The 22465-nt window shown below is 62.3% G+C and carries 23 protein-coding genes, 1 pseudogene and 2 riboswitches; of the genes and pseudogenes, 13 read left to right on the plus strand and 11 right to left on the minus strand.

The features are described 5' to 3' along the window. The first annotated feature begins 27 nt into the window (after window positions 1-27). Window positions 28-107, plus strand: a riboswitch (adenosylcobalamin (AdoCbl) riboswitch). Window positions 108-153: 46 nt separating this feature from the next. Together AC19YS_RS22265 and AC19YS_RS22270 are read left to right on the plus strand one after the other, a co-directional pair. Then, on the plus strand, window positions 154-366 hold the full coding sequence (locus tag AC19YS_RS22265) for a CbtB domain-containing protein (protein WP_119736068.1): 213 nt from the start codon (window positions 154-156) through the stop codon (window positions 364-366). A gap of 19 nt (window positions 367-385) precedes the next feature. Beyond that, window positions 386-1114, plus strand: a complete 729-nt coding sequence (locus AC19YS_RS22270; RefSeq protein WP_500602673.1) for a CbtA family protein — start codon at window positions 386-388, stop codon at window positions 1112-1114. Here AC19YS_RS22270 and AC19YS_RS22275 read toward each other — a convergent pair. Further along, complete coding sequence (locus tag AC19YS_RS22275; protein ID WP_500602674.1) at window positions 1104-1664, minus strand: DUF4865 family protein; 561 nt, start codon at window positions 1662-1664, stop codon at window positions 1104-1106. The genes AC19YS_RS22270 and AC19YS_RS22275 overlap by 11 nt on opposite strands. Before the next feature lie 93 nt (window positions 1665-1757). Between AC19YS_RS22275 and AC19YS_RS22280 the strand changes: the two genes are divergently transcribed. After that, the gene (locus AC19YS_RS22280) at window positions 1758-2624 is read left to right on the plus strand and encodes a LysR family transcriptional regulator (RefSeq protein WP_106579609.1); all 867 of its coding nucleotides are present in this window, start codon (window positions 1758-1760) and stop codon (window positions 2622-2624) included. Window positions 2625-2627: 3 nt separating this feature from the next. Here AC19YS_RS22280 and AC19YS_RS22285 read toward each other — a convergent pair whose 3' ends face one another. The 4 genes from AC19YS_RS22285 to AC19YS_RS22300 form a co-directional block, all read right to left on the minus strand. Then, the gene (locus tag AC19YS_RS22285) at window positions 2628-3101 is read right to left on the minus strand and encodes a YbjN domain-containing protein (RefSeq protein ID WP_500602675.1); all 474 of its coding nucleotides are present in this window, start codon (window positions 3099-3101) and stop codon (window positions 2628-2630) included. A 73-nt stretch (window positions 3102-3174) separates the two neighbouring features. Beyond that, a complete protein-coding gene (locus tag AC19YS_RS22290; RefSeq protein ID WP_106579608.1) occupies window positions 3175-4503 on the minus strand; it encodes an MFS transporter in 1329 nt (442 codons plus the stop codon). A 43-nt stretch (window positions 4504-4546) separates the two neighbouring features. Next, a complete protein-coding gene (locus tag AC19YS_RS22295; RefSeq protein ID WP_500602676.1) occupies window positions 4547-6082 on the minus strand; it encodes a class I adenylate-forming enzyme family protein in 1536 nt (511 codons plus the stop codon). A 3-nt stretch (window positions 6083-6085) separates the two neighbouring features. Further along, window positions 6086-7264, minus strand: coding sequence for an acetyl-CoA acetyltransferase (locus AC19YS_RS22300; protein WP_106579606.1), 1179 nt, complete (start codon window positions 7262-7264; stop codon window positions 6086-6088). A 130-nt stretch (window positions 7265-7394) separates the two neighbouring features. On the opposite strand from AC19YS_RS22300, the gene AC19YS_RS22305 reads away from it, so the two are divergent. Both AC19YS_RS22305 and AC19YS_RS22310 read left to right on the plus strand, forming a co-directional pair. Then, a complete protein-coding gene (locus tag AC19YS_RS22305) occupies window positions 7395-7982 on the plus strand; it encodes a LuxR C-terminal-related transcriptional regulator (protein ID WP_119736077.1) in 588 nt (195 codons plus the stop codon). 91 nt (window positions 7983-8073) lie between these two features. After that, window positions 8074-8523: a hypothetical protein gene (locus AC19YS_RS22310; RefSeq protein WP_500602677.1), complete on the plus strand. Its 450-nt coding sequence runs from the start codon at window positions 8074-8076 to the stop codon at window positions 8521-8523. On the opposite strand, the gene AC19YS_RS22315 is transcribed toward AC19YS_RS22310, so the two are convergent. Then, complete coding sequence (locus tag AC19YS_RS22315; protein WP_500602678.1) at window positions 8456-9373, minus strand: LysR substrate-binding domain-containing protein; 918 nt, start codon at window positions 9371-9373, stop codon at window positions 8456-8458. The genes AC19YS_RS22310 and AC19YS_RS22315 overlap by 68 nt on opposite strands. 136 nt (window positions 9374-9509) lie before the next feature. Here AC19YS_RS22315 and AC19YS_RS22320 point away from each other — a divergent pair, with 136 nt between their 5' ends. The 4 genes from AC19YS_RS22320 to mntP all read left to right on the plus strand — a co-directional run bounded on the left by AC19YS_RS22320 (window position 9510) and on the right by mntP (window position 13600). Next, the gene (locus tag AC19YS_RS22320; RefSeq protein ID WP_500602679.1) at window positions 9510-10805 is read left to right on the plus strand and encodes an MFS transporter; all 1296 of its coding nucleotides are present in this window, start codon (window positions 9510-9512) and stop codon (window positions 10803-10805) included. Between the two features lie 18 nt (window positions 10806-10823). Continuing rightward, window positions 10824-12047 (plus strand): CaiB/BaiF CoA transferase family protein, encoded by a 1224-nt coding sequence (locus tag AC19YS_RS22325; RefSeq protein WP_500602680.1) that lies wholly within the window; start codon window positions 10824-10826, stop codon window positions 12045-12047. Beyond that, the gene (scpB, locus tag AC19YS_RS22330; RefSeq protein WP_169366999.1) at window positions 12044-12826 is read left to right on the plus strand and encodes a methylmalonyl-CoA decarboxylase; all 783 of its coding nucleotides are present in this window, start codon (window positions 12044-12046) and stop codon (window positions 12824-12826) included. Before AC19YS_RS22325 ends, scpB begins: the two co-directional genes overlap by 4 nt. A 30-nt stretch (window positions 12827-12856) precedes the next feature. Then, window positions 12857-13024: riboswitch (yybP-ykoY riboswitch) on the plus strand. A gap of 12 nt (window positions 13025-13036) precedes the next feature. Next, complete coding sequence (gene mntP, locus AC19YS_RS22335; protein ID WP_500602681.1) at window positions 13037-13600, plus strand: manganese efflux pump MntP; 564 nt, start codon at window positions 13037-13039, stop codon at window positions 13598-13600. 124 nt (window positions 13601-13724) lie between these two features. Here mntP and AC19YS_RS22340 read toward each other — a convergent pair. Beyond that, a pseudogene (locus AC19YS_RS22340) lies at window positions 13725-14792 on the minus strand (NAD(P)-dependent alcohol dehydrogenase). A 147-nt stretch (window positions 14793-14939) separates the two neighbouring features. Here AC19YS_RS22340 and AC19YS_RS22345 point away from each other — a divergent pair. Continuing rightward, the gene (locus AC19YS_RS22345) at window positions 14940-15758 is read left to right on the plus strand and encodes an alpha/beta fold hydrolase (protein WP_119736088.1); all 819 of its coding nucleotides are present in this window, start codon (window positions 14940-14942) and stop codon (window positions 15756-15758) included. 144 nt (window positions 15759-15902) lie between these two features. Then, the gene (locus tag AC19YS_RS22350) at window positions 15903-16901 is read left to right on the plus strand and encodes an NAD(P)H-quinone oxidoreductase (protein ID WP_106579596.1); all 999 of its coding nucleotides are present in this window, start codon (window positions 15903-15905) and stop codon (window positions 16899-16901) included. A 161-nt stretch (window positions 16902-17062) separates the two neighbouring features. Here the strand turns inward: AC19YS_RS22350 and AC19YS_RS22355 are convergent, their stop codons facing one another. From AC19YS_RS22355 to AC19YS_RS22365, 3 genes are all read right to left on the minus strand, one after another. After that, a complete protein-coding gene (locus AC19YS_RS22355) occupies window positions 17063-18184 on the minus strand; it encodes an alkene reductase (RefSeq protein WP_500602682.1) in 1122 nt (373 codons plus the stop codon). Between the two features lie 78 nt (window positions 18185-18262). Continuing rightward, window positions 18263-18940 (minus strand): type 1 glutamine amidotransferase domain-containing protein, encoded by a 678-nt coding sequence (locus AC19YS_RS22360; protein ID WP_500602683.1) that lies wholly within the window; start codon window positions 18938-18940, stop codon window positions 18263-18265. A 24-nt stretch (window positions 18941-18964) separates the two neighbouring features. After that, window positions 18965-19579: a TetR/AcrR family transcriptional regulator gene (locus AC19YS_RS22365; protein WP_500602684.1), complete on the minus strand. Its 615-nt coding sequence runs from the start codon at window positions 19577-19579 to the stop codon at window positions 18965-18967. A gap of 174 nt (window positions 19580-19753) precedes the next feature. On the opposite strand from AC19YS_RS22365, the gene AC19YS_RS22370 reads away from it, so the two are divergent. Then, window positions 19754-20695, plus strand: coding sequence for a GlxA family transcriptional regulator (locus tag AC19YS_RS22370; RefSeq protein ID WP_106579592.1), 942 nt, complete (start codon window positions 19754-19756; stop codon window positions 20693-20695). Window positions 20696-20890: 195 nt separating this feature from the next. Here AC19YS_RS22370 and AC19YS_RS22375 read toward each other — a convergent pair whose 3' ends face one another. After that, a complete protein-coding gene (locus AC19YS_RS22375; protein ID WP_500602685.1) occupies window positions 20891-21466 on the minus strand; it encodes a GNAT family N-acetyltransferase in 576 nt (191 codons plus the stop codon). Between the two features lie 120 nt (window positions 21467-21586). Between AC19YS_RS22375 and AC19YS_RS22380 the strand changes: the two genes are divergently transcribed. Then, the gene (locus tag AC19YS_RS22380; RefSeq protein WP_500602686.1) at window positions 21587-22459 is read left to right on the plus strand and encodes an undecaprenyl-diphosphate phosphatase; all 873 of its coding nucleotides are present in this window, start codon (window positions 21587-21589) and stop codon (window positions 22457-22459) included. Window positions 22460-22465: the final 6 nt, after the last annotated feature.

Consider the following 22465-nt stretch of genomic DNA (forward strand, 5'->3'; position numbering starts at 1 on the left):
AGTTGTTTCAACATGTTACAACGAACATGAAAGAGGAAGCCGGTTCGAATCCGGCGCGGTCGCGCCACTGTATTCGGCCTTTTAGCCGTAAGCCAGACCCTGTTTCAGCCCAATCGCAATCCATTTCGGGACGCGTCATCCCTGGAGGTTTTCATGGCTAACACTGCTGCAACGAACCCTGATGTGTATGGACCCACCCTGCCCTTGGGCGAAATTCTGCCTTGGGCGATCTTCGGTGGCCTGTTGTTGCTGCTGGCGCTCTATTTTGTCGGCGCCGAGCAAGGCGCCACCGCTGTGTTCAAAGGCATGTATGTGCATGAATTTGTGCACGACGGCCGCCACCTGCTGGGTTTCCCCTGCCATTAATCGATAAGAGAGACACGACATGACAGGGCATTTACTCCTACGCGGGATGCTGGTGGGCTTGCTCGCCGGCGTGCTGGCTTTCGGCTTCGCCAAGGCCTTTGGTGAACCGCAGATCGACAAGGCCATCGCCTTTGAAGACCACATGGCACACATGCACGGCGATGCGCCGGAAGAGGAACTGGTGAGCCGCGAGGTGCAAAGCACCTTTGGCCTGTTCACCGGCGTGGTGGTGTACAGCGTGTCACTGGGCGGCCTCTTCGCCCTGGTGTTCGCTTACGCCCTGGGCCGCATCGGCAAGGTCGGCCCGCGTGGCCTGGCGGCGCTGCTGGCACTGGCGGCATGTGTGGCAATTACCGTGGTGCCAGGGCTCAAGTACCCGGCCAACCCGCCATCGGTGGGCGACCCCGAAACCATCGCGCAGCGCACCAAGCTGTTCTTCCTGATGCTGCTGGTGTCAGTGGCGGCCGCGGTGATTGCGATCAACGCCGCACGCAAGCTGATTGCCCGCCGTGGCATCTGGGCCGGGGCGATTCTGGGTGCGGCGTTGTACATCGTGATTGTGTCGGTGGCCGGCAGCCTGTTCCCGGTGATCAACGAAGTGCCGGAGGCGTTTTCGGCTGTGCTGCTGTGGAAGTTCCGCGTAGCGTCGCTGGGTATCCAGTTGGTGCTGTGGACCACCCTCGGCCTGGTGTTTGGCGCGGTGGCCGAGCGCAAGCTCAGCCAGCCAAAAGCGCGCTTCAACCCTTGAACTGACTCCCGGGGCGGGCCAGGTACAACACCTCATAGCCCGTTCCGGGATGCGCCGCATCCAGCGCCTTGCCCGACAAGGTGATTCGCACCAGCCGCCAAGCCTGCACATCCAGCGCCAGGCACACCGCGAACGTGTCGCGGCTGTCGGCCACCTGCTGATTGCGCCGTTTCTCCTCGGCGACGATCCCGGCCCGATCCGCCCCCGGCACCAGCGGCCACTCCTCTCGGTACAGGCTCAACGCGTGCTGCGCGGGCCCACGCTGCACATCCACCGGCAACCAGCTTTCGATGTGCGGACGGCCAAAGCTGTCGAGCACCTTTTGAAAACGCTCGCCCAGTAGAAAGTCGGCGGCCTGCAACGGGTCGGCCCACAGGTACACCGACGCATACACATTGCCCGGCGCCTGCCCACGCGTCTGCGCGATAAACGCCTTGAACAGCAGCCCTTGCGCGTCATCCCACAACGGCCCCAATTGCGCGGCGCGCCGGCGTATCACGTCCATGTCGTAGTCGGCTGGCAGGCGGTGTGAATACTGTTTGGCAAACATGGCAAAGCTCCTGTGCAAGATGTGGACTGAGCTTGCGCACTGGCGATGATTTCAACAAGATATGGCCGAATATAAGTGCGATAAGGATTGGATATGACTGACGCGCTCAAACCCCTGGACATCGACACCGTGCACGCCTTCGTGCTGGTGGCTGATTTTGCCAGCTTCACCCGCGCCGCCGAGGCGCTCGACACCTCCCAGGCCGCCATCAGCCTGAAGCTCAAGCGTCTGGAAGAACGCCTCGGTTACCGCCTGTTGCTACGCACGCCTCGCCATGTGCAACTGTCCCCCCAGGGCGAGCAGTTCATCGTGGCCGCGCGTGCCCTGCTCAATGCCCATGAGCGGGCACTGGCGGACCTGGGCACCCACGCGCCACGGCGTTTGGTGATCGGCATCAGCGACCACGTGGCCGGGCCGGACTTGCCCACCTGGCTCAGCCGCCTCGCGGCCTACGACCCGCTGGTGATTCTCGAGGTGCGCATCGCCTCGTCCCGCGACCTGGTGGCTGCGTTTGATCGCAATGAACTGGACGCGGTGATCGTGCGCAACGAAGGCGATCGCCAGGACGGCGAAGTGCTGGCGGTCGAACGCTTTGGCTGGTTCGCCGCGCCCCACTGGCAACACAGCCCCGGCACACCGCTGCGCATGGCGACCATGGCCGCGCCCTGTGGCGTTCGGCACTTGGCGGTCAGAGCATTGGATGCAGCGCGTATCGACTGGACCGAAGTGTTTGTCGGCGGTGGTGTGATGGCGGTAGGCGCGGCCGTGAGCGCCGGATTGGGGGTCGCCGCCCTCGCCCCCCGCGTGGCCCCGGCCGGGGCGGTGGACGTGAGCGAGCAATACGGCCTGCCCGCATTACCCGTCAGTGAAGTGCTGCTGTACAGCCGGATCAGTGATGCACGCTCGCGCGAAACGTTGCGCGCGTTGAGCGCAACGTTTCGCGGTGTGCTGCAGCGCTGAGTGTCAGACGACGGGCGCTTCTTCGCTGGCCACAGCGGTGGCGGCCTGGGCCTGCAACTGAGCCGCCTGCTGGCTGTAGTCACGCAGGTAGACGATGAATTCCTGCAGCAGGCGATCCCACAGTTCCAGCTGGCTGCGCAGGTGCGTGGTGCCAACACCGGCCACCACCACATCCATTTCCATCAGCAGGAACTCACCCTGCACCGACAACCGCGCAAAACGGCGCGATGCGTTCCATACCTGGGCCAGGCCTTCGGGCAATTCGCCTTGCACGCGCAGGGCGCAGCTGTAGGTGAAGTCGACGTAACTGCCCTGCTCCGCCGCCGGGTTGCCGAAGCGCACGGCAAAGCCGATACCCTGGCTCGCGCTGAGCAATTGCACGATGCCGTTCTGTTCGGTCTGGTTGACGCGATAGCCGGCTTCCTGCAGCAATTCAGTCAGGCTTTTCGGGGTAACGCTGTTGATCAGTTCACTCATGGTCAGGTCTTCCTTGAAGATCAATGATAGGCGCCTGAAACAGCGTAGCCGGGTTTTCGAAAACCGCAGTCGATCAGGCGGCGGTGGCCAGCACGGCCCCCGCCGGCGCCACCAACGGGCTGCCACTGGCGACGAAATCTTCCTTGCGCAGCACCACCAGAGCGATCAACGACACCACACCGGTTGCCACGTAGAAATACCAGGGTGAGGTGATGTCGCCCGTCACCTTGATCAGCCAGGTGGAGATCAGCGGCGCGCTGCCGCCAAACACCGCGACCGGCACGTTGTACGCCACGGCAATCCCGGTGGAGCGGATGCGCGTGGGCAGCAGCTCGCTCATCAGCGCATAGGTCGAGGAGGCATACAGCCCGAACAGGATCGCCACTGCCATCAATGGCGCGAAGAACGATGCAGCAGTGGCGGTCGGCGCCGACTTGAACAGCCAGAACATCGCCAGCGTGGCCAGGGTGCCGATCACCATCAGAAACGGCTTACGTCCGTATTTATCAGTGAACGCACCGCCAAACGGCATCACGAACGCGGCCGAGAAACTCGCGACGAACACATAGAGCAGCGTGGTGCCGCTGTCGAACTTGAGGATCTTGGCCATGTAGGTCGAGGCGAAGGTCAGCACCAGGTAAAAGATCGAGCTGTGCAAGGTGATGATGAAGAACACCAGGGCAATCGCGCGCTTCCACTGCCAGACTTCGCGCAACGGTGCACGGGAAGTCTGCCCGGCGCGCTGCAAGGCGAGAAACTCCGGGCTGTCTTCCAGCTTGAGGCGGATGTACATGGAGATAAAACCCAACGGTGCGGCGATCAGGAACGGCACACGCCAGGCCCATTCCTGCATCACCTCGGCGCCCAGGATCCAGGTCATGCCATTGGCCACGGCGCCGCCCAGCAACAGGCCGAGCACGGCGGTGACCATCAGCCAGCACGTGGCAAAGCCGCGTCGGCCGGGGCCGGCGTATTCGGAGATAAAGCTCGTCACTGTGCCGATCTCGCCGCCCGCCGAAAAACCCTGCACGCAGCGCACCAGAATCAGCAGCACCGGCGCAGCAATGCCCAGCGTGGCGTACGTGGGCAACAGGCCGAGCATGACGGTGGAACCGGTCATCATCACCAGCGCCATGATCAGGGTTTTGCGGCGCCCGATCTTGTCCGCCAGCGGACCGAAGAACAGCCCGCCCAGTGGCCGGATGAAAAAGCTCAGGGCAAACGCTGCGAAGCTGGCCAGCAAGCTGGTGGTCGGGTCATCGGAGACGAAAAATGCCTGGCCGATGTACACGGCGAGAAAGCCGTAGACGCCGTAGTCGTACCACTCGATCAAGTGACCGGAAGTGGCACCGAGAAACGCACGGCGCCGCTTGCGGACCGTGTCTTGCGCTTGATTGCCCATCGAAGGGACTCCTTGTCTGATGTTCTGTCCATGAAAAACGGGTCTAGGGAAGCGCGGCGATACTCGCTGCTTTCAGCCACTGCCGCAAGTCAGTCTTGAGGATTTTGCCGTAACTGTTCTTTGGCAATTCGCCGGGAAACAGGTACTTCCTGGGTTTCTTGAACGAGGCCATGCGCTGTAAAAACCATGCCGTCAGCTCGGCTTCATCGAGGGGCTGGCCGCTGCGCGTCACCACAAACGCCACCACCGATTCGCCCCATTGCGCATCCGGCTCCCCCACGACGCACACCTCGAACACCTCAGGATGTTGCGCCAACACTTCCTCGACTTCACGCGGGTACACGTTACTGCCACCGCTGATGATCACGTCCTTGGAACGGTCCGTGAGGGTGAGATAACCCGCCGCGTCGAGAAAGCCGACGTCACCGGTCATCAGCCAGCCCTCGACCAGGGTTTGGCGCGATGCCTCGGGGTTGCGCCAGTAGCCTTGCATCACCGTGGCACCGCGCACAGCGATTTCGCCGCGCTCGCCCGTCGGCACCGGCTGGTGCTGTGCATCGAGAATGCGGATTTCAACGCACGATTGCGCGTGGCCGACGGAGGCAGCCAACGTGGCCCAGTCTGCGCGTTGGCGGTCGGCGATCAGCGCGCGAGGCAGCACGCTGATGGTCATCGGGCTCTCGCCCTGGCCGTAGATCTGCACCAGCCGCGGGCCAAAGGTGTCGACGGCCTCACACAGATCGGCCACGTACATCGGGCCGCCACCGTAAACGATGGTTTTGATGCCTTCGCCGCGATAGCCCTGGCGCCGCGCCTGTTCGACCATGCGCTTGACCATGGTCGGCGCCGCAAAAAGGGAGACGTTGCCCAGCTCGGCCGCCAGGCCAAACAGCTCGGCGGCGTCGAAACCGTGGGAGGCCGGCACCACATGCCGCGCGCCGCAGCGCACATGAATGAAGTTGTAGAGCCCGGCGCCGTGGGACATTGGCGCGGCATACAGCACCGCGTCATCGGCGCTGACCGGATCCACGTCAGTGGGGTAACACAACGACATCGCCATGAGGTTGCCATGGGACAGCATCACGCCCTTGGAGCGCCCGGTGGTGCCGGAGGTGTAAAACAGCCATGCGAGGTCCTGGTCCTGGCGTGGCTCGGGCTGCGCCAGGGTTGGCCAGCCACGTGTCGGCGGCAGTGTGTGGCCGTCCAGTTCCTTACAGGGCGGGGGCAAGTCCCGCGACGCCGAAAATACTCGGCCGCCGTCGGTAAAGATCAGGCGCGCCTGGGCGTTATCGGCGATCCAGGCCGCCTCAGCCGGGTGCAATTTGGCGTTGATCGGCACAACCACCGCGCCCAGCCACCAGATGGCGTAGAGCACTTCGAGGTAATCGCAGCTGTTCTTCATCAGCACGGCGACCGCATCACCGGCCGCCACGCCGTGCTGGTCTACCAAGTGCGCGGCGCGCTGGCGAACATGCGCAGCAAAGGTAGCGTAGTCGGCCACTAGCCGCGTGCCTTCGAACAATGCCGGTCGCTGCGGGTCGCGGCGCTGGGTGTCGTGCAACCAGTTGGCAATGTTCATGGGTCAGTACCGGCGCGCGTGCAGGACCGAGGCGTAGTTGGCCACTGCCATGCCGCCCATGTTGAACACCAGGCCAAACTCCGGGTTGGGCACCGCCAGGCCAATCGGTTCGCCGGTCAATTGGCGGAACGCCAAGGCGTGCATCGATACGCCGGTGGCCCCCACCGGATGCCCCTTGGCCTTGAGCCCACCCGAAAGATTCACCGGCAGCCGCCCGCCGGCGCGCACCACGCCACTGTCGAGCACGCGATGGCCCTCGCCCTTGGGCGCCAGGCCCATGGCTTCGTAGATCAGCAGTTCGGCGATGGTGAAGCAGTCGTGTACCTCGGCGAAACTCAGGTCGGCCAGGGTGATATTCGCCCCGCGCAGCGCCGAGTGGATGGCCCGTTGCGGGCCTTCAAACGCCAGGATGTCGCGCTGGGCAATGGGCAAGCAGTCGTTGACCTGGGTCATCGCGCGAATCTGCACATCCCGACGAAACGCGCGCGCCCGCTTGGGTGAGGCCAAGATGATCGCGGCGGCGCCGTCGCTGATCAACGAGCAATCGGTCAGGCGCAGCGACTCGGCCACAAACGGGTTGCTCTTGGACACGTTGTTGCAGTGTTCGAAATCCATTACCCGGTGCATTTGCGCCAACGGGTTGGCCATGGCATTGGTGTGGTTCTTGGTGGCGATGGCGGCCATCGAGCCCAGCGGGCAGTGGTAGCGTTCGGTGTATTGGCGCGCCGCACGGCCGAACAACTGCGGGAAACTCAAGCCGGCTTCGGCCGGATCATTCTGATAACCGGCGCCGGCCAGGGCCTGGGTGACCTCGGCGGTGGACGTGTGGGTCATCTTTTCGGCACCGACCACCAGCACCAGGTCGGCGCTGCCGGAGAGGATCGCATTGACCCCGGCCTGGATCGCCGCCGAGCCGGAGGCGCAGGCGTTTTCACAGCGCGTGGCCGGTTTGAAGCGCAGGCCCGGGTCGGCCTGCAACAGCAAGGAGCTGGCAAACCCGTCAGGCACCAACCCCGAGTTGAAGTGCCCCAGGAACAACGCATCGATTTGTGACGCATCAATGGCCGCGTCGGCCAGGGCTTCGCGGGTAACCTGCACGATCAGGTCTTCAAGGGTGGTGCCTTCCAGGCGACCAAAACGCGAATGACCGGCGGCAACAATGGAGACGCAATCAGCTGGCATAATCAATTTTCTTCTATTTTTGATGCGGACATTTACCTACAATGACGCACCGCTGAGCGCTCGCCAATTCGTGTAACTACTTACATGGATAAGTAGGCCCGGTGAGAAAAGCAACGAGGCAGGATGCCCAATGAACGCGTTTACCCAGCAACTTCAAGATATCGAACGCCTGGCGTTCCAGCTCTCCCCGGCCCCGCAACTGGTCACGCGCAACCGCGTGATGGTCGATTGCAATGAGGCCTTCCTGCAGTTGTTCGGCTATTCGCGCGACGAATTGGTCAACCAACTGACCCTGCTGATCTACCCGTCCCAGGCCGATTATCACGCCATCGGCAAGCGTAGCCACGACTGGCTGCTGGAGAGCGAGAATGGCTTCTACTCCGATGAACGCTTCATGCAGCACAAAAGCGGCGAGGTGTTCTGGGCCAAGTCCCACGGCTACACCCTCACGCCCAGAGACCCGTTCAAGCTGATGATCTGGCACTTCGAGCGCCTGGACCGCACGCACCAAGGCACCGGCGACCTGACGCCACGTGAGCGGGAAATCGCCATGCACATCGTCAACGGCCTTAAATCCAAGGAAATCGCCCAGCGCCTGGCGATCTCTCACCGTACGGTGGAAGTGCACAGGGCACGGCTGATGAAGAAACTCGAGGTGAAAAACATCGTGGAGCTGGTGTCGAAAATGATTTTCGTCGGCGGGCGCGCCTGGTTATAGCCAACCATTACAAACCCCGGTCCCGCGCTAGCTACGCTGAGAATGCTCAAAAGGAGCTTTCCCACGCAGTTACGCTTAAAGGACTAATGATATGGCGCACTCCGACCGTTCTTCGCCCGCCACCCAACCTCGCAAGACTCCGCCACCCCTCGAGGGCAGCGGTTCAAACCTGCTCACCCTGGACAACGCCGGCCCCGTGCAAATGGGCTTCTGGGTGCCCAACCGCGTGTGGGCCACCGTCAACTTTCTGGTGCCACTGCGCGACTACATCGACGCCATGAAAAAGGCTAGCCCCCTCGCGCCGATGCAGCCGCAATTGGTGGAATTCAAACACTGGGTGACCACCCACAGCGTGTACCGCATGTGGGTCATGTCGCTGATCGAGCAGTCCAACGCGTTCGTGCTGACCCTGCCGCCGCACACTCGCGACCCGATCAAGACCCATCCAAGGGGCAGCGGCGGCCGGTTCGCAATCAGCCAGCCGCCGCCCAGCCTTGTTGCTGCTCAAACGCTTCGAACAATTCCAGAATCGTCTCTTTGACTTTCTGCACGGCATTGCTGTGCACCGCCGTATCCGGCCAGCACAACGACAGTTCGCGGCTGAACAAGCGGTGATCGATGCTCGCCAGCTTGAGCGACTGTTGCGCCAACTCCACGTGCGCCGCCGCCCACGGCAGGATGGTTACCCCAAGGCGCGCCCGTACCGCCGAGAACAATAGATCAGTGGAATTGGCTTCAAACTCCACGGCGAATGGCAGCCCCGCTTCCTGCATGGCGGACTCTACGCGGCTGCGAATGGTGTTGGGCACGCAAGGCAACACCAACGGCATCTGCGCCAGGCTCTGCAGGCTCACCGACGTCTGCGCCAATTCAAATTCCGGCCATGCCACCAGGTACAGGGTTTCACTGAATAACCGCTGGGACACCACGCCGCGTGTCGGCACGCCATCAACTTCGACCGCCAGCGCCACGCGCCCCACGGTGATCAGGCCTGCGAGGTCGGCGCTTGGCGCGTCGATCAGCTCCAGTTTGATCCCCGGATAACGGCTGCGAATCGTGCGTGCCAGCGGCATCGCGAGCATCCGCGCGGTGCTCGAGGGCATGCCCACCGAGACCTTGCCCTGCGGGTACTCGGCGTCCTGGCGCAACAGTTCATGGGTGGCATCGGCCTGGCGCAACAGGTCGACGGCGTGTCGGTACAAGGTCTGGCCGGCGGCGGTGGGCACCACGCCTTGGGCGCTGCGTTCCAGCAGTTGCATGCCCATGTCCTGCTCCAGGTTGCGCATCTGCTGGCTGATCGCCGGTTGAGCGATGTGCAACGCCTCGCTGGCGCGGGTGATGTTGGCGCACTCGACCACTTTGACGAAGTACCGCAACTGGCGCAGGTCCATGGGAGCCTCCCGGAAAGCCTCGACTCTATATAGAAATCCGATGCCACCAAAGGAATTTCATATTTGTTGCTTATGACCCTCAAGCCTAGATTGACCTCACAACAAAAAGGCCCGCTCAGGGCCATGGGAGGTCGTCATGTCCAAAACGTTAATCGCGTCGGCGATGCGGGTAAAACCCTACAAAACACCGTTGTCCCGCGAGCAGATCCGCGGCTTCTGGGCGGTGTACCTCGGCTGGGTCCTGGACGGCGTGGACTCCGTCATCTTCGCCCTGGTGCTGATCCCCGCCCTTACCGAACTGCTGCCGCGCTCGGGCCTGGCCCCCACCGCCGCGAATATCGCCATGTACGGCTCGATCATGTTCGGGCTGTTTCTGGTCGGCTGGGGCTTGTCGTTCATCTGGGGACCGCTGGCCGACCGCTTCGGCCGGGTCAAGGTGCTGGCGGCGAGCATTCTGGTGTATTCGCTGTTTACCGGCGCGGCGGCGTTTTCCGACAACCTCTGGCAACTGGCGATTTTCCGCTTGATCGCAGGGATCGGCGTCGGCGGTGAATGGGCGCTGGCAGGCACCTACGTGGCCGAGAGCTGGCCCGAGGACCGCCGCAAGATGGGCGCCGGTTACCTGCAAACCGGCTATTACCTGGGCTTCTTCATCGCCGCGTTGCTCAACTACACCGTCGGCGCCACCTATGGCTGGCGCGTGATGTTCCTGTGCGGGTTGTTCCCGGCGGTGGTCGCGATCTACACCGCCTTGAAGGTCAAGGAACCGCAGCGCCACATCGTCAAGGCCGCCCCGCGCACGCCCTGGTGGGAAATCTTTGCGCCCGCCTTTCGCCGCCGCACCTTGACCAGTTCAGCCTTGGTCGGCGTGGCGATTGTCGGCCTGTGGGCCGGTTCGGTGTACGAAGCCACCGCCGTGGTCACCCTGGCCACCCGCGCCGGTATCGATCACGTCGGCGCCGTGCACCTGGCGTCCATCGGCGCGGCGGTGTTGTCGCTGAGCACGATTGTGGGCTGCCTGGTGGCGCCATGGCTGGCGGAACGCGTGGGCCGACGCAACGCCTTGGGCTTGTACTTTATCGGCATGGCGGCGGCCATCGTGTTTGCGTTCGGCTGGGTGTTCTACCTCGACGACGGCTTGCATCTATTCATGATTTCGCTGGTGTTCCTCGGGTTCTTCGGCGGCAACTTCGCGATCTTTTCCCTGTGGTTGCCCGAGCAATACCCAACCCGCATCCGCGCCACAGCCTTTGCGTTCAATGCCTCGGTGGGGCGCTTTATCGGTGCCGGGGTCAACTTCCTGCTGGCCGCGGCCATCCATGCGTACGGCTCTATCGGCGTACCGATTGCCTGGACCGCCGCCGCCTTCGTGCTGGGCGTGCTGATCCTGCCGTTTGCGGTTGAAACCCGCCACCAGACCCTGCCGCAGTAACCCTATTTGGAGACGCCCATGCAAGCGTTACAAGGCATCAAGATCATTGACCTCAGCCGCGCGTTGTCCGGCCCGTTCTGCAGCATGGTGCTGGCCGACCTGGGCGCCGATGTGATCAAGGTCGAACCCGGCCCCGCCGGCGACATGAGCCGCACCTGGGGCCCGTTCGACCGTGGCGTGAGCACGTACTACCTGTCGTGCAACCGCAACAAACGCGGGCTGTGCGTGGACTTTCGCAACCCCCGCGGCCTGGACACCATCCAGCAATTGATCGACGGCGCCGACGTGGTGATCGAGAATTTCAAACCCGGCACCCTGCAGAGCATGGGCCTGGGTTTCGAGGTGCTCAGCGCCCGCAACCCACGGCTGATTCTGGGCAGCATCAACGCCTTTGGCAGTGACGGCCCGATGAGCACTTGGCCGGGCTTTGATCAGATCGCCCAAGGCTACTCCGGGCTGATGAGCCTCACCGGTTTCAGCGACGGCGACCCTACCCGTACCGGCACCGCCATCGGCGACCTGACGTCGGGCATGTGGCTGGTGACCGCCATCCTTGCTGCGCTGCTGGAGCGTGAACGCAGCGGTCGCGGCCAACACGTACACACCTCGTTGCTTGCCAGCCTGATGGGTTTGCTCAGCGTGCACGGCCAGCGCTACCTGAGCCTGGGCGATGTCCCACGGCGCACCGGCAATGCCCACGCGGTGATCGCGCCATACGGCGTGTTCCAGACCCTGGACGGCCCGTTGAACCTGGCGCCGATCACCTCGGCCATGTGGAGCAAGCTGTGTGTGCTGCTGGACCTGCCCGAGCTGCCGGACGACCCGCGCTTTGCCAGCAATGAAGCGCGCGTGGAGCACCGCGATGCGTTGAAAGCGCTGCTGGAGAGCCGCTTGAAAACCCGCGGCAAACGCGACTGGACCGAGCGTTTCACCGCCGCCGGCTTGCCCGCCGGCCCCATCAACACCCTTGACGAAGTGTTCGCCGACCCACAGGTGCTGCACAGCCGGTTGACCCAAACCCTGGACCATCCCACTCTGGGCGCATTACGCCAGGTGGTGACGCCGGTGTTCACCGAGGCCGCACAGGCCGGCGCGCAGCGGCCACCGCCGTTGTTAGGCGAACACAGCGTCGAGGTGTTGCTCGAAGCCGGCTTTGATCCGGCCTCGGTGCAAACCTTGCTGCAGGCCAACGTGCTGTTGCAGGCCACTCCACCCGACCGTTCAACAGGAACTGCACCATGACTGCCACTGTGTCACTCAAGCTCCTCGACACGCGCATTGCGCGCTTGACCTTCAGCAACCCCAGCCAGCGCAATGCCCTGAGCGCGCAGCTGCTCGACAGCCTGGACGAAAGCCTGGTCGCCCTCGCCGCCCAGCGCGTCGGCGTGGTGATCCTCGGCGCCGACGTCGGCCAAAGCGTATGGAGCGCCGGCCACGATATCGGCGAAGTGGCGCGTGACCGCGACCCCGTCGCCTACGGCAAACCGCTGGAGCAAGTACTGCGGCGTATCCGCGCCTACCCTGGCGTGGTCATCGCGCTGATCTCGGGCTCGGCCTGGGGCGGCGCCGTGGACCTGGCCATGAGCTGCGACCTGGTGGTGGCGGACCCCAGCGCCAGCTTCGCCATGACCCCGGCCAACATCGGCCTGCCCTACACCACCAGCGGCCTGTTGCGGTTCTTCAATAACCTGCCGATTCATGTGCTCAAGGAAATGTTCTTCTGCGCGCAAAAACTCGACGCCCAACGGGCCGAGCGCTTTGGCGTGATCAACCGGCTGGTGCCTACCGATGCCCTCGAGGCCACCGCCCTGGAATACGCCCAGGGCATTGCGGCCAAGGCGCCGCTGGCGATTCAGGCGGTCAAGGAACAACTGCGCATCCTCGAAGATCTGCAGCCGATGCCCGTGCAAGCCATGGAGCACATCGCCGAACTGCGCCGCCAGGCGTGCGCCAGTGCTGATTTCGGTGAAGGGCTGGCAGCGTTCGCCGAGCGCCGTCCACCGGTATTTGAAGGGCGTTGACGCAATTTTCATATTGGGCTGTCTATGATGCGCCCCTTCGTTGGGGAGTAACCGGCTTCTGACCCGCTCAGAAGCGTTCGTATCAACATATTCGGCAACCTGCCGTGGTACGAACACCGTTGAGGTTGGTGAGACCAGCGACACATCCATGCCTAAAGTCGGGCGTGTGGTTGTGTCGTTGACTCATACAGCCCGACTGGAAGCCTCACCGTGAACCCCATTTCTCTGATTTTTCTCGCCCTGGCCATGTCCACGGACGCCTTTGCGGCGGCCATCGGCAAAGGCTCCAGCCTGCACAAACCGCGTCTGGCCGAAGCACTGCGCGCCGGCCTGATCTTTGGTGTGATCGAAGCCATTACGCCGATGATCGGCTGGGCCATCGGCCATGCGGCCACGCGTTGGGTGCAGGACTGGGATCACTGGATCGCCTTTACCCTGCTGGTCGCGCTGGGCTTGCACATGATCTACAACGGGCTCAAGGCGGACGATGAGGAGGCGCAAAAGCCTACCCAGCATTCCTTCATGATCCTGGCCATCACCGCCTTTGCGACCAGCATTGATGCGATGGCCGTCGGTGTGGGCCTGGCCTTTATTGATGTGAATATTCTGGTGGCGTCGGCAGCCATCGGCCTGGCGACCATGACCATGGTAACCATCGGCATGATGCTCGGTCGGGTGCTGGGCACGGTGGTGGGCAAGCGCGCCGAAATGGTCGGCGGCGTGGTGTTGATGCTGGTGGGTGCGACGATTCTCTACGAGCATTTGTCGGCTTAACGGCTCGCACTGAACAAACGTGGGAGCGGGCTTGCCCGCGAAGGCGGCGAATCAGTCGATGCATTTTTTGACTGACCCCGCGCCTTCGCGAGCAAGCCCGCTCCCACAGCAGGTCTGCAGCGTTTTAAGCCGCGTGACTTTCCTTCTTCAAGCTCTCCATATCAATCACGAAGCGATACTTGACGTCACCCTTGAGCATCCGCTCGTACGCCTCGTTGATGCCCTGGATGTCGATCATCTCGATGTCCGAGACAATCTTGTGCTTGGCGCAGAAGTCCAGCATGTCCTGGGTTTCCTGGATACCGCCAATCAACGAACCGGCCAGGCTGCGGCGTTTGAAGATCAGGTTGAACACCGTCGGCGACGGATGCGGGCTGTCGGGTGCGCCGACCAGCGTCATGGTGCCATCGCGCTTGAGCAGGTTGAGGAACGCATCGAGGTCGTGCGGCGCGGCAACGGTGTTGAGGATAAAGTCCAGGCTGTTGACGACCTTGGCCATCTCGTCCGGGTCCTTCGACACCACCACTTGATCGGCACCCAGGCGCAGGCCGTCTTCGCGCTTGTTCGGCGAGGTGGTGAACAGCGTGACATGTGCGCCCATGGCATGCGCGATCTTCACCGCCATATGCCCTAGCCCGCCGAGGCCGACCACCCCGACTTTTTTGCCGGGCCCCACCTTCCAGTGGTGCAGCGGCGAGTAAGTGGTGATGCCGGCGCACAGCAGCGGCGCCACGGCCGCCAGGTTCGAATCATCGTGGGAGATGCGCAGCACGAACTTCTCCTTGACCACGATATTGTCCGAGTAGCCGCCAAAGGTATTTTCGCCGCCGTACACCGGGCCGTTGTAGGTGCCGGTAAACCCGTTCTCGCAGTATTGCTCCTCGCCCTCGGCGCAGGATGCGCAGTGCTGGCAGCTGTCGACCATACAACCGACACCGGCCAGGTCACCGACCTTGAATTTTTTCACGTTGGCACCGACTGCCGTGACGCGGCCGACGATTTCGTGGCCGGGCACCTACGGGTACAAGGTGTTGTGCCATTCGTTACGCACGGTGTGCAGGTCGGAGTGGCACACGCCGCAATAGAGAATATCGATCTGAACGTCGTCCGCCCCCGGCGCGCGGCGCTCGAAGGTAAAAGGCTTGAGTGCATCCTTGGAATCCCGAGCGGCGTAGCTGTAAGTCTTGGCCATTTGGTTCACCTGTTGAACTGACGGTAGAGGTCAGTGGACCAACGCAGACGCGCAAGCGTTCAACCGAGCACATCCGTACAAGCCCCTGGGCCGGTTTAACGCGATAGTGAGATTTAGCGTTTGCCCCCTGACCCTAAGGAGTTTTCCATGAGCACATTCGTTGCCAAAGACGGTACCCAGATCTATTTCAAGGACTGGGGCAGCGGTAAGCCCGTGCTGTTCAGCCACGGCTGGCCACTGGATGCCGACATGTGGGAATACCAGATGGAATACCTGAGCAGCCGTGGCTTTCGCACCATCGCCTTCGACCGCCGGGGTTTTGGCCGCTCGGACCAACCGTGGACCGGTAACGACTACGACACCTTCGCCGACGATATCGCCCAACTGATCGAACACCTGGACCTTAAAGACGTGACCCTGGTGGGCTTCTCGATGGGCGGCGGCGATGTGGCGCGCTACATCGCTCGCCACGGCAACTCGCGTTTGGCCGGCCTCGTGCTGCTGGGCGCCGTCACGCCGATCTTCGGCCAAAAACCGGATTACCCGCAGGGCGTGCCTACCGCAGTGTTCGATGGCATCAAGGCCGGGCTGCTGAAGGATCGCGCGCAATTTATCAGCGACTTCAATGTCTCGTTCTATGGCATCAACAAGGGCCAGCAAGTCTCCCAGGGCGTGCTGACGCAGACCTTGCAGGTCGCGCTGCTGGCGTCGCTTAAATCGACCGTGGATTGTGTCACCGTGTTCTCCGAGACCGACTTCCGCCCGGACATGGCCAAGATCGAGGTGCCAACCCTGGTGATCCACGGTGACGGCGACCAGATCGTGCCGTTCGAAACCACCGGCAAAGTCGCGGCCGAGATGATCAAGGGCGCGCAACTGAAGGTGTACAAGGATGCGCCGCACGGTTTTGCCGCCACCCACACCCAGCAGTTGAACGAAGACTTGTTGGCGTTCCTCAATCGCTGAAGCGAGTGAATCACCCTCTCCTTATTTTGCCGGGCTTGCCCGGTTTTTTTTTCGACCGGCGCTGACCCTCGGTATGATGCGGCTGAACCGGCGACTGCCCGACGCGGTCCCAACCCATACGCTCATCGCTGCAGGTAATCGCACATGTCACTGCCAAAAGAAATGACCCTGATCGAAATCACCGCCCCTGGCGGCCCCGAGGTCCTGCAACCACGCCGGGCCGATGTGCCGGTGGCAGGTCCCGGTGAAATCCTGATCCGCGTGCACGCGGCCGGCGTCAACCGCCCGGATGCGTTGCAACGCGCCGGCAAGTACCCGATGAAGCCCGGCATGAGCCCCATTCCAGGTTTGGAAGTGGCCGGCGAAGTGGTTGCATTGGGCGAAGGTGTCAGCGAGTACGCGCTGGGTGACAAGGTGTGTGCCCTGACCAACGGCGGTGGGTACGCACAATTTTGTGCAGTGCCTGCCAGCCAGGCCTTGCCGATTCCGGATGGCATGGACTGGATTCAAGCCGCCGCCGTGCCGGAAACGTTCTTCACCGTCTGGGCCAACCTGTTTGGCCTGGGTGACGCTCATACCGGCCAGCGCGTGCTGATCCACGGCGGCACCAGCGGCATCGGCACCACCGCTTTGATGCTGTGCCGCGAGTACGGTATCCAGGCGTTCGCCACCGCCGGCAGCGCCGACAAATGTGCGGCGATCGCCAAGCTCGGCGCCGAGCCGATCAACTACCGCGAGCAGGACTTCGCCGAGGTCATCGCGCAGAAGACCGACAACAAGGGCGTGAATGTGATCCTCGACATCATGGGCGCCTCGTACCTGAACAATAACCTCAAGTCCCTGGCCATGGACGGGCACCTGGTGATGCTGGGCTTCCTCGGCGGCGGCAAGGCCAATGACGTCGACCTGCTGACCATCCTCGGCAAGCGCGCAGTCATCACCGGCTCCTTGCTGCGCGCACGCACCAAGGACGAAAAGGCTGCCATTGCCGAACAACTGCGCGAATACGTGTGGCCGGTGCTGTCCGCCGGACGCTGCCTGCCGATGATCGACAAGGTGTACGAATACACCGACGCCGCCCAGGCCCATGCGCGGATGGAAGGCGGCGATCACATTGGCAAGATCGTGTTGCGCGTGGAATGACGCTCATCTGCCCTGCTGAAGATCAACGGTGGCAGCTGTAGAGCCAGCAAGGCTGCGATGGCGGCGGCAGGGTCACCCTGTTGTTGCCTGCCCCGCCGCCTTCGCCGCCGTGCTACTGCTCGACGGCGCCGACAACGCAGCTGTGCCGGGGCATCGAATAGTTACTCGGCGAATGCCGGGTAATCGGTGTAGCCCTGTTCCGAGCCGCCGTACATGCCCTGCGCCCGCAGCGGGTTCAGCGGCCAGCCGTTGAACAGTCGCTGCGGCAGGTCCGGGTTGGCAATGAACGGACGGCCGAAGGCAATCAAGTCTGCCAGCCCCGCCTCCACCAGTGTTGCCCCGCGCTCAGCGGTATAGCGACCGGCGTAGATGATGCGCCCGCTGAACGTGCTGCGCACCGCCTGACGGAAAGTTTCGGGCAGGTCGGGAGCATTGTCCCAGTCAGCCTCGGCGATAGACACATAGGCAATGCCCGATGCCTCAAGCACCTTGATCGCTTCAATGTAGGTGTGATGCGGATCTTCCTCGACCAGGCCGATGTACACGCGGTCCTGGTCCGTGCCGCTGAACAGCGGAGAAAAACGCACACCCAGGCGTTGCGGGCCGACCACGGCGGTCACGGCTTCGACGATCTCGCGCAGAAAGCGCAGGCGGTTGTGCAGTGAACCACCGTATTCATCGTCACGCTGGTTGGCGTGGGCGGAGATGAACTGGTTGACCAGGTAACCATTCGCGGCGTGGATTTCCACCCCGTCAAAGCCGGCGTCCAACGCATTACGCGCCGCCTGTGCGTAGTGCCCTACCAACTCTTCAATTTCCAGCCTGCTCAAGGCACGCGGTACGGGCGGCTGCATCAGCTCGCCGACGCCAGGCCCGGTTTCGATAAAGGCTTTCGCCTGTTCCGCCGCAATGGCCGACGGCGCGACCGGTGCGGCGCCCTCCGGTTGCAGCGCATTATGGGACACACGCCCCACATGCCACAGCTGGGCGAAGATCACGCCGCCTTCGGCATGCACGGCGTCGGTGACTTTGCGCCAGCCATCGATTTGCGCCGGGCTGTAGATACCCGGCGTCCAGGCGTAACCCTGGCCGCGCGGTTCGATCTGCGTGCCTTCGCTGACCATGAAACCGGCCGTGGCGCGCTGGCGGTAATACTCGGCCATCAGGTCGGTGGCGATATCGCCGGGTTGCGCGCTGCGTTGACGCGTCAGAGGCGGCAAGACAACTCGGTTATTGAGCGTGTGATGACCCAGTTTTACCGGGGTATTTAAATGATGATTCATGTGAAACTTCCAAATTCAGGGCGAGCAAAAGCATTGGCGGCTCCAAGGAGCCGCCAATCAATAACGCGTGTGATTAATTCAGGCGGTGAGTTTGAGCAGGGCCTCGGCCACGGCACTGGAACTGGCAGGATTCTGCCCGGTCACCAGCAAGCCGTCTTCGAGCACAAAAGACTGCCAGTCAGCACCCTTTTCATAGTGGCCGCCGAGCGCCTTGAAATCATCTTCAATCAGGAACGGCACCACATCGGTCAGGCCAACCGCAGCTTCTTCAGCATTGGAGAAGCCGGTAACGCGACGGCCCTTGACCAGCGGCTCGCCATTCACGGCCTTGACATGACGCAGAGCGCCCGGCGCGTGGCAGACAAAACCGATCGGCTTGCCGGCACGCTCAAAGGCCTCGATCAGTGCGATCGACGTTTGCGATTCGGCCAAGTCCCACAACGGGCCATGACCGCCTGGGTAGAACACGGTGTCGAAGTCGTCGGCGTTGACCGTGTCCAGCTTGACGGTGTTGGCCAGGGCCTGTTGGGCTGCCAGGTCGCCAGCGAAACGACGGGTTTGCTCGGTCTGTGCATCCGGCTGATCGCTGACCGGGTCCAGCGGTGGTTGGCCGCCGGCCGGGGATGCCAGTACCAGTTCGGCACCGGCGTCTTTGAAGGTGTAATAGGGCGCCGCAAATTCTTCGAGCCAGAAGCCGGTTTTACGACCGGTATTGCCAAGCTGGTCGTGAGAGGTCAGTACCATTAATACTTTCATTTTCCAGTGCCTCGATCGATGGTTTCAGTAGGTGTATGCATCAGCAGGTTCAGGGCAACCCAATAACTGTCGGGTCAGCAGCAGCGCCTCGTCAAAAGGCGCGGATGTTCGGGTGATCTTGCTCATGACGCTGGTCCCCAACCACAGCGCATACAAGCGCCGAGCCAGGCTGTCGGGGTGTTGCCGAACCGCCAGCGAGCCGTCCTGGATGCCGTGCTGCAAGGCCTCGGCCAGCAAAGCGATGGTGCGAGTGGTGCCGCGCTGCAGGGACAAACGCATTGGCTCTGAAAGGTCTGACACCTCGGCACCGAGTTTGACGGCAAGGCATTTGCCCGAGTCGGTGCAGCTGGTCTGGTTGTCGATCCAGGTGTGCCAATAGCGCATCAACCTGGCGGCCCAGGACAGTCCGGGTTGCTGGAACAGTTGCTCCATGCCTTTGAGGTATTGGTCGAAATAGGTGTCGAGCAAGACCACGCCGAATGCGTCTTTGGAATGGAAGTAGTGATAAAACGAACCTTTGGGTACATCGGCGGCTTGAAGTATTTCGTTCAACCCCACCGCAGAAAATCCTTTGCGGCTCACAATCAATTGCGCCGTATCCAGAATGGTCTGCCTTGTACTGTTAGTCGCGTTAGTCATTATTTATCCCGTCCCGATTAGACCAGTCGTCTAGTTCGTTGAGGGGATGTTAGGCGTCGAGAAAAACTTCAACAATGTCATATCCGCAAGGATTTCGGACATGGCACAAAGTCGGTTGCCGTTTACCTGGCACCCGCCGACAATCCCCTCTCCCGCGCCCTTTGGAGAATGACGATGCACAGCGTTGCGCTGATGGTTTACCCGAATTTCCAGTCCCTGAGCCTCAGCCTGGGTTCGGTGTTCGAGTGCGCGAACCTGCTGCGCGGTGAGCCGGCTTATGAGTTTCATCTGGTCTCGGAGAGCGGCGGCGCCGTCATGACCTCCCAGGGCTTTTCGGTGAATACCAGCCCGATTCGGCCACAGGGTTATGACACGCTGATCGTCAGCGGCTACCTGGAATTTCGCCTGCCCGAGGCCAACCTGCTGGAATTGGTCAAAGCCGCCTCTGCCCAGTCGCGGCGCGTGGCCTCGCTGTGCATGGGCATTTTTGTGCTGGCCGAAGCCGGTTTGCTCGAAGGCAAGCGCACCACCACCCACTGGATCCACGCGCCGGCGTTTCGCAAGCGCTACCCGGATATTCAACTCGAAGAAGACAAGCTGTTCGTGGTTGACGGCCAGGTCTGGACCGGCGCCGGCATGAGCGCCGGAGTCGACCTGGCGTTGGCCATGGTGGAAGCCGACCTGGGCAGCGACCTCGCCCGGCGTATCGCCCGCAAGCTGGTGATTGCCCAGCGCCGCGGCAGTGAGCAATCGCAATTGTCGGCGTTGCTGGAACTGGACCCCAAATCCGACCGCGTGCAACTGGCCCTGGCCTATGCCCGCGAAAACCTGACCCACGACCTGTCGGTGGAAGCCTTGGCCGAGGTGGCCCGGCTGAGCCCACGTCAATTCAGCCGAGTATTCCGCGAAGAAACCGGCCAAACGCCGGCCAAGGCCATCGAGTCGCTGCGGGTGGAAGCTGCCCGGGCGATGATGGAAACCAGCCGTCACCCGGTCGAAGTGGTGGCCCGCGAAACCGGCTTCGGTGACCGCGAGCGCATGCGCCAGGCGTTTCTGCGCGCGTTCGGGCAGCCGCCGCAAGCGATGCAGCAAGTGTTGTTCAACGCGGGTGCCTAGCGGCAGTGATCAGGGCTTTGGCTTTTAGGTTGTTTACCCGTATCCCGGTCAGGGCTGGTCACCGTGCCCTTCGGATATTCAGGCAAAACGCACTGCGAATAGAGCAGATGCGACGCCCTTGGGCGTGTGCCATTCAGGGCGAAACCGGCCGACGAGTTCAAGTGCGGCCGTGCCCGGCCAAGTTCAACATCGTGTTTAATGCAGCGCGGCCCGCGTAATCAAATAACTGACCAACTGCGGATCGTCATCCAGCTCAAGCATCTGCACCGGGCGCGGCAGGTCATCGAGCACCGCGCGCCAGAACGCCTGCGACACTTCATCCTGATCGTAGAACCGCACCAGCCAATTGGCCTCGCCACTGCGCAGCACTTGGGTGGCGATAGCGCGGCCAATGCCCTTGCGGCGGTAGCGCTTGAGGATGAACAGATCGGCCAGTTCCAGCGCGTCGATGCCCGGCAGTTCGCTGCCTTCGATCAGCAGGAAACCGGCGATGTAGCCATCCACCAGCAGCAGGTTGGCGCTCCATTGCGGGTCGTGCCAGTAGCGGGTCAGGTGCTCGTCATGGATGTAGAAACGGCCATCCGACTCCACATCTTCCTGCTCCCAGTCTGACGACTCATAGGCATAGTACTGGTAAAGATTACGGATCAGCTCAGACGCATCGGGGCCGGTCTGGATCAATTCGACGGTGGTTTCAGACATTGGGCTCTCGGTGAAAATACGCAAGGCCCCATTGTTCACAAAAGTGATACACACGCCAATACATTGCATAACCTTTCTGTTTGCTGAACCGATTGCGAATTTGCTTTTCCGCGTCCAATATCCTGAAACATTTAGAATAAACTTCGCCCACTGATTCTTCAAAAGCCTCTTTTTTCAAGGACACGTATTTTGACAAACGTCTGTTCCGCCGGCCTGGATGTGGGCTTTGCCTCCCTGGACTACCTGCAGATCTTCATCCTGGGCGTAATCCAGGGCATTACCGAGCTGTTGCCGGTGTCGTCCACGGCCCACATGCGAGTGGTGCCCGCCCTGCTCGGCTGGCAAGACCCGGGCTCGGCGTTTTCCGCGGCCATGCAGTTGGCGGCGCTGGCGGCGGTGGTCAGTTATTTCTGGCGTGACGTGCGCCAGGTGACCACCGGCAGCATCAGCGCGGTGCGCCGCGGCGACTACAACGACCGGTGGTTCAAACTGGCCGTGGCGATTGTGTTGGCCACTATCCCGATTGGGATTGCCGGCCTGGCGCTGTCTTCGACCTTGAATACCTGCAACTCGCCGCTACGCGGCCTGATGGTGATCGGGATTGCCTGCGTGGTGATGGCGGTATTGCTGGCAGTGGCCGAAGTGCGCGCGCGCCACACCCGTGAGATGAGCGAAATGCGTCTGCGCGATGCGCTGATTGTCGGTATCGCGCAGATTGGCGCGCTGATTCCTGGGGTGTCGCGCTCCGGTTCGACACTCACCGCCGCGCTGTTCCTGAACTTCAAGCGTGAAGAAGCTGCGCGTTTTTCCTTCCTGCTGGGCCTGCCGGCCATCGCCCTCGCCGGTTTGAAAGAAGTGTGGGTGCTGCTGCACGCCGACATGCCCGCCCACGCCTGGTCACACTTGATCTTTGGGCTGGTGGTTGCCAGCGTCTCGGCATTCTTCGCCATCTGGGGCCTGATGAAGTTCCTGGAGCGGTTCTCCACCTGGCCGTTCGTGATCTACCGCGCGCTGCTGGGGATTTTCCTGATCGTGGCGGTCAGCACCGGCTTCTTGAGTTAAACCGTG

The organism is Pseudomonas sp. MF08831 (assembly GCF_059862645.1).

Coding starts and splice junctions, on each gene's coding strand:
- AC19YS_RS22265 (WP_119736068.1), top strand. CDS start 154: ATGGCTAACACTGCTGCAACGAACCCTGATGTGTATGGACCCACCCTG.
- AC19YS_RS22270 (WP_500602673.1), top strand. CDS start 386: ATGACAGGGCATTTACTCCTACGCGGGATGCTGGTGGGCTTGCTCGCC.
- AC19YS_RS22275 (WP_500602674.1), bottom strand. CDS start 1,664: ATGTTTGCCAAACAGTATTCACACCGCCTGCCAGCCGACTACGACATG.
- AC19YS_RS22280 (WP_106579609.1), top strand. CDS start 1,758: ATGACTGACGCGCTCAAACCCCTGGACATCGACACCGTGCACGCCTTC.
- AC19YS_RS22285 (WP_500602675.1), bottom strand. CDS start 3,101: ATGAGTGAACTGATCAACAGCGTTACCCCGAAAAGCCTGACTGAATTG.
- AC19YS_RS22290 (WP_106579608.1), bottom strand. CDS start 4,503: ATGGGCAATCAAGCGCAAGACACGGTCCGCAAGCGGCGCCGTGCGTTT.
- AC19YS_RS22295 (WP_500602676.1), bottom strand. CDS start 6,082: ATGAACATTGCCAACTGGTTGCACGACACCCAGCGCCGCGACCCGCAG.
- AC19YS_RS22300 (WP_106579606.1), bottom strand. CDS start 7,264: ATGCCAGCTGATTGCGTCTCCATTGTTGCCGCCGGTCATTCGCGTTTT.
- AC19YS_RS22305 (WP_119736077.1), top strand. CDS start 7,395: ATGAACGCGTTTACCCAGCAACTTCAAGATATCGAACGCCTGGCGTTC.
- AC19YS_RS22310 (WP_500602677.1), top strand. CDS start 8,074: ATGGCGCACTCCGACCGTTCTTCGCCCGCCACCCAACCTCGCAAGACT.
- AC19YS_RS22315 (WP_500602678.1), bottom strand. CDS start 9,373: ATGGACCTGCGCCAGTTGCGGTACTTCGTCAAAGTGGTCGAGTGCGCC.
- AC19YS_RS22320 (WP_500602679.1), top strand. CDS start 9,510: ATGTCCAAAACGTTAATCGCGTCGGCGATGCGGGTAAAACCCTACAAA.
- AC19YS_RS22325 (WP_500602680.1), top strand. CDS start 10,824: ATGCAAGCGTTACAAGGCATCAAGATCATTGACCTCAGCCGCGCGTTG.
- scpB (WP_169366999.1), top strand. CDS start 12,044: ATGACTGCCACTGTGTCACTCAAGCTCCTCGACACGCGCATTGCGCGC.
- AC19YS_RS22345 (WP_119736088.1), top strand. CDS start 14,940: ATGAGCACATTCGTTGCCAAAGACGGTACCCAGATCTATTTCAAGGAC.
- AC19YS_RS22350 (WP_106579596.1), top strand. CDS start 15,903: ATGTCACTGCCAAAAGAAATGACCCTGATCGAAATCACCGCCCCTGGC.
- AC19YS_RS22355 (WP_500602682.1), bottom strand. CDS start 18,184: ATGAATCATCATTTAAATACCCCGGTAAAACTGGGTCATCACACGCTC.
- AC19YS_RS22360 (WP_500602683.1), bottom strand. CDS start 18,940: ATGAAAGTATTAATGGTACTGACCTCTCACGACCAGCTTGGCAATACC.
- AC19YS_RS22365 (WP_500602684.1), bottom strand. CDS start 19,579: ATGACTAACGCGACTAACAGTACAAGGCAGACCATTCTGGATACGGCG.
- AC19YS_RS22370 (WP_106579592.1), top strand. CDS start 19,754: ATGCACAGCGTTGCGCTGATGGTTTACCCGAATTTCCAGTCCCTGAGC.
- AC19YS_RS22375 (WP_500602685.1), bottom strand. CDS start 21,466: ATGCAATGTATTGGCGTGTGTATCACTTTTGTGAACAATGGGGCCTTG.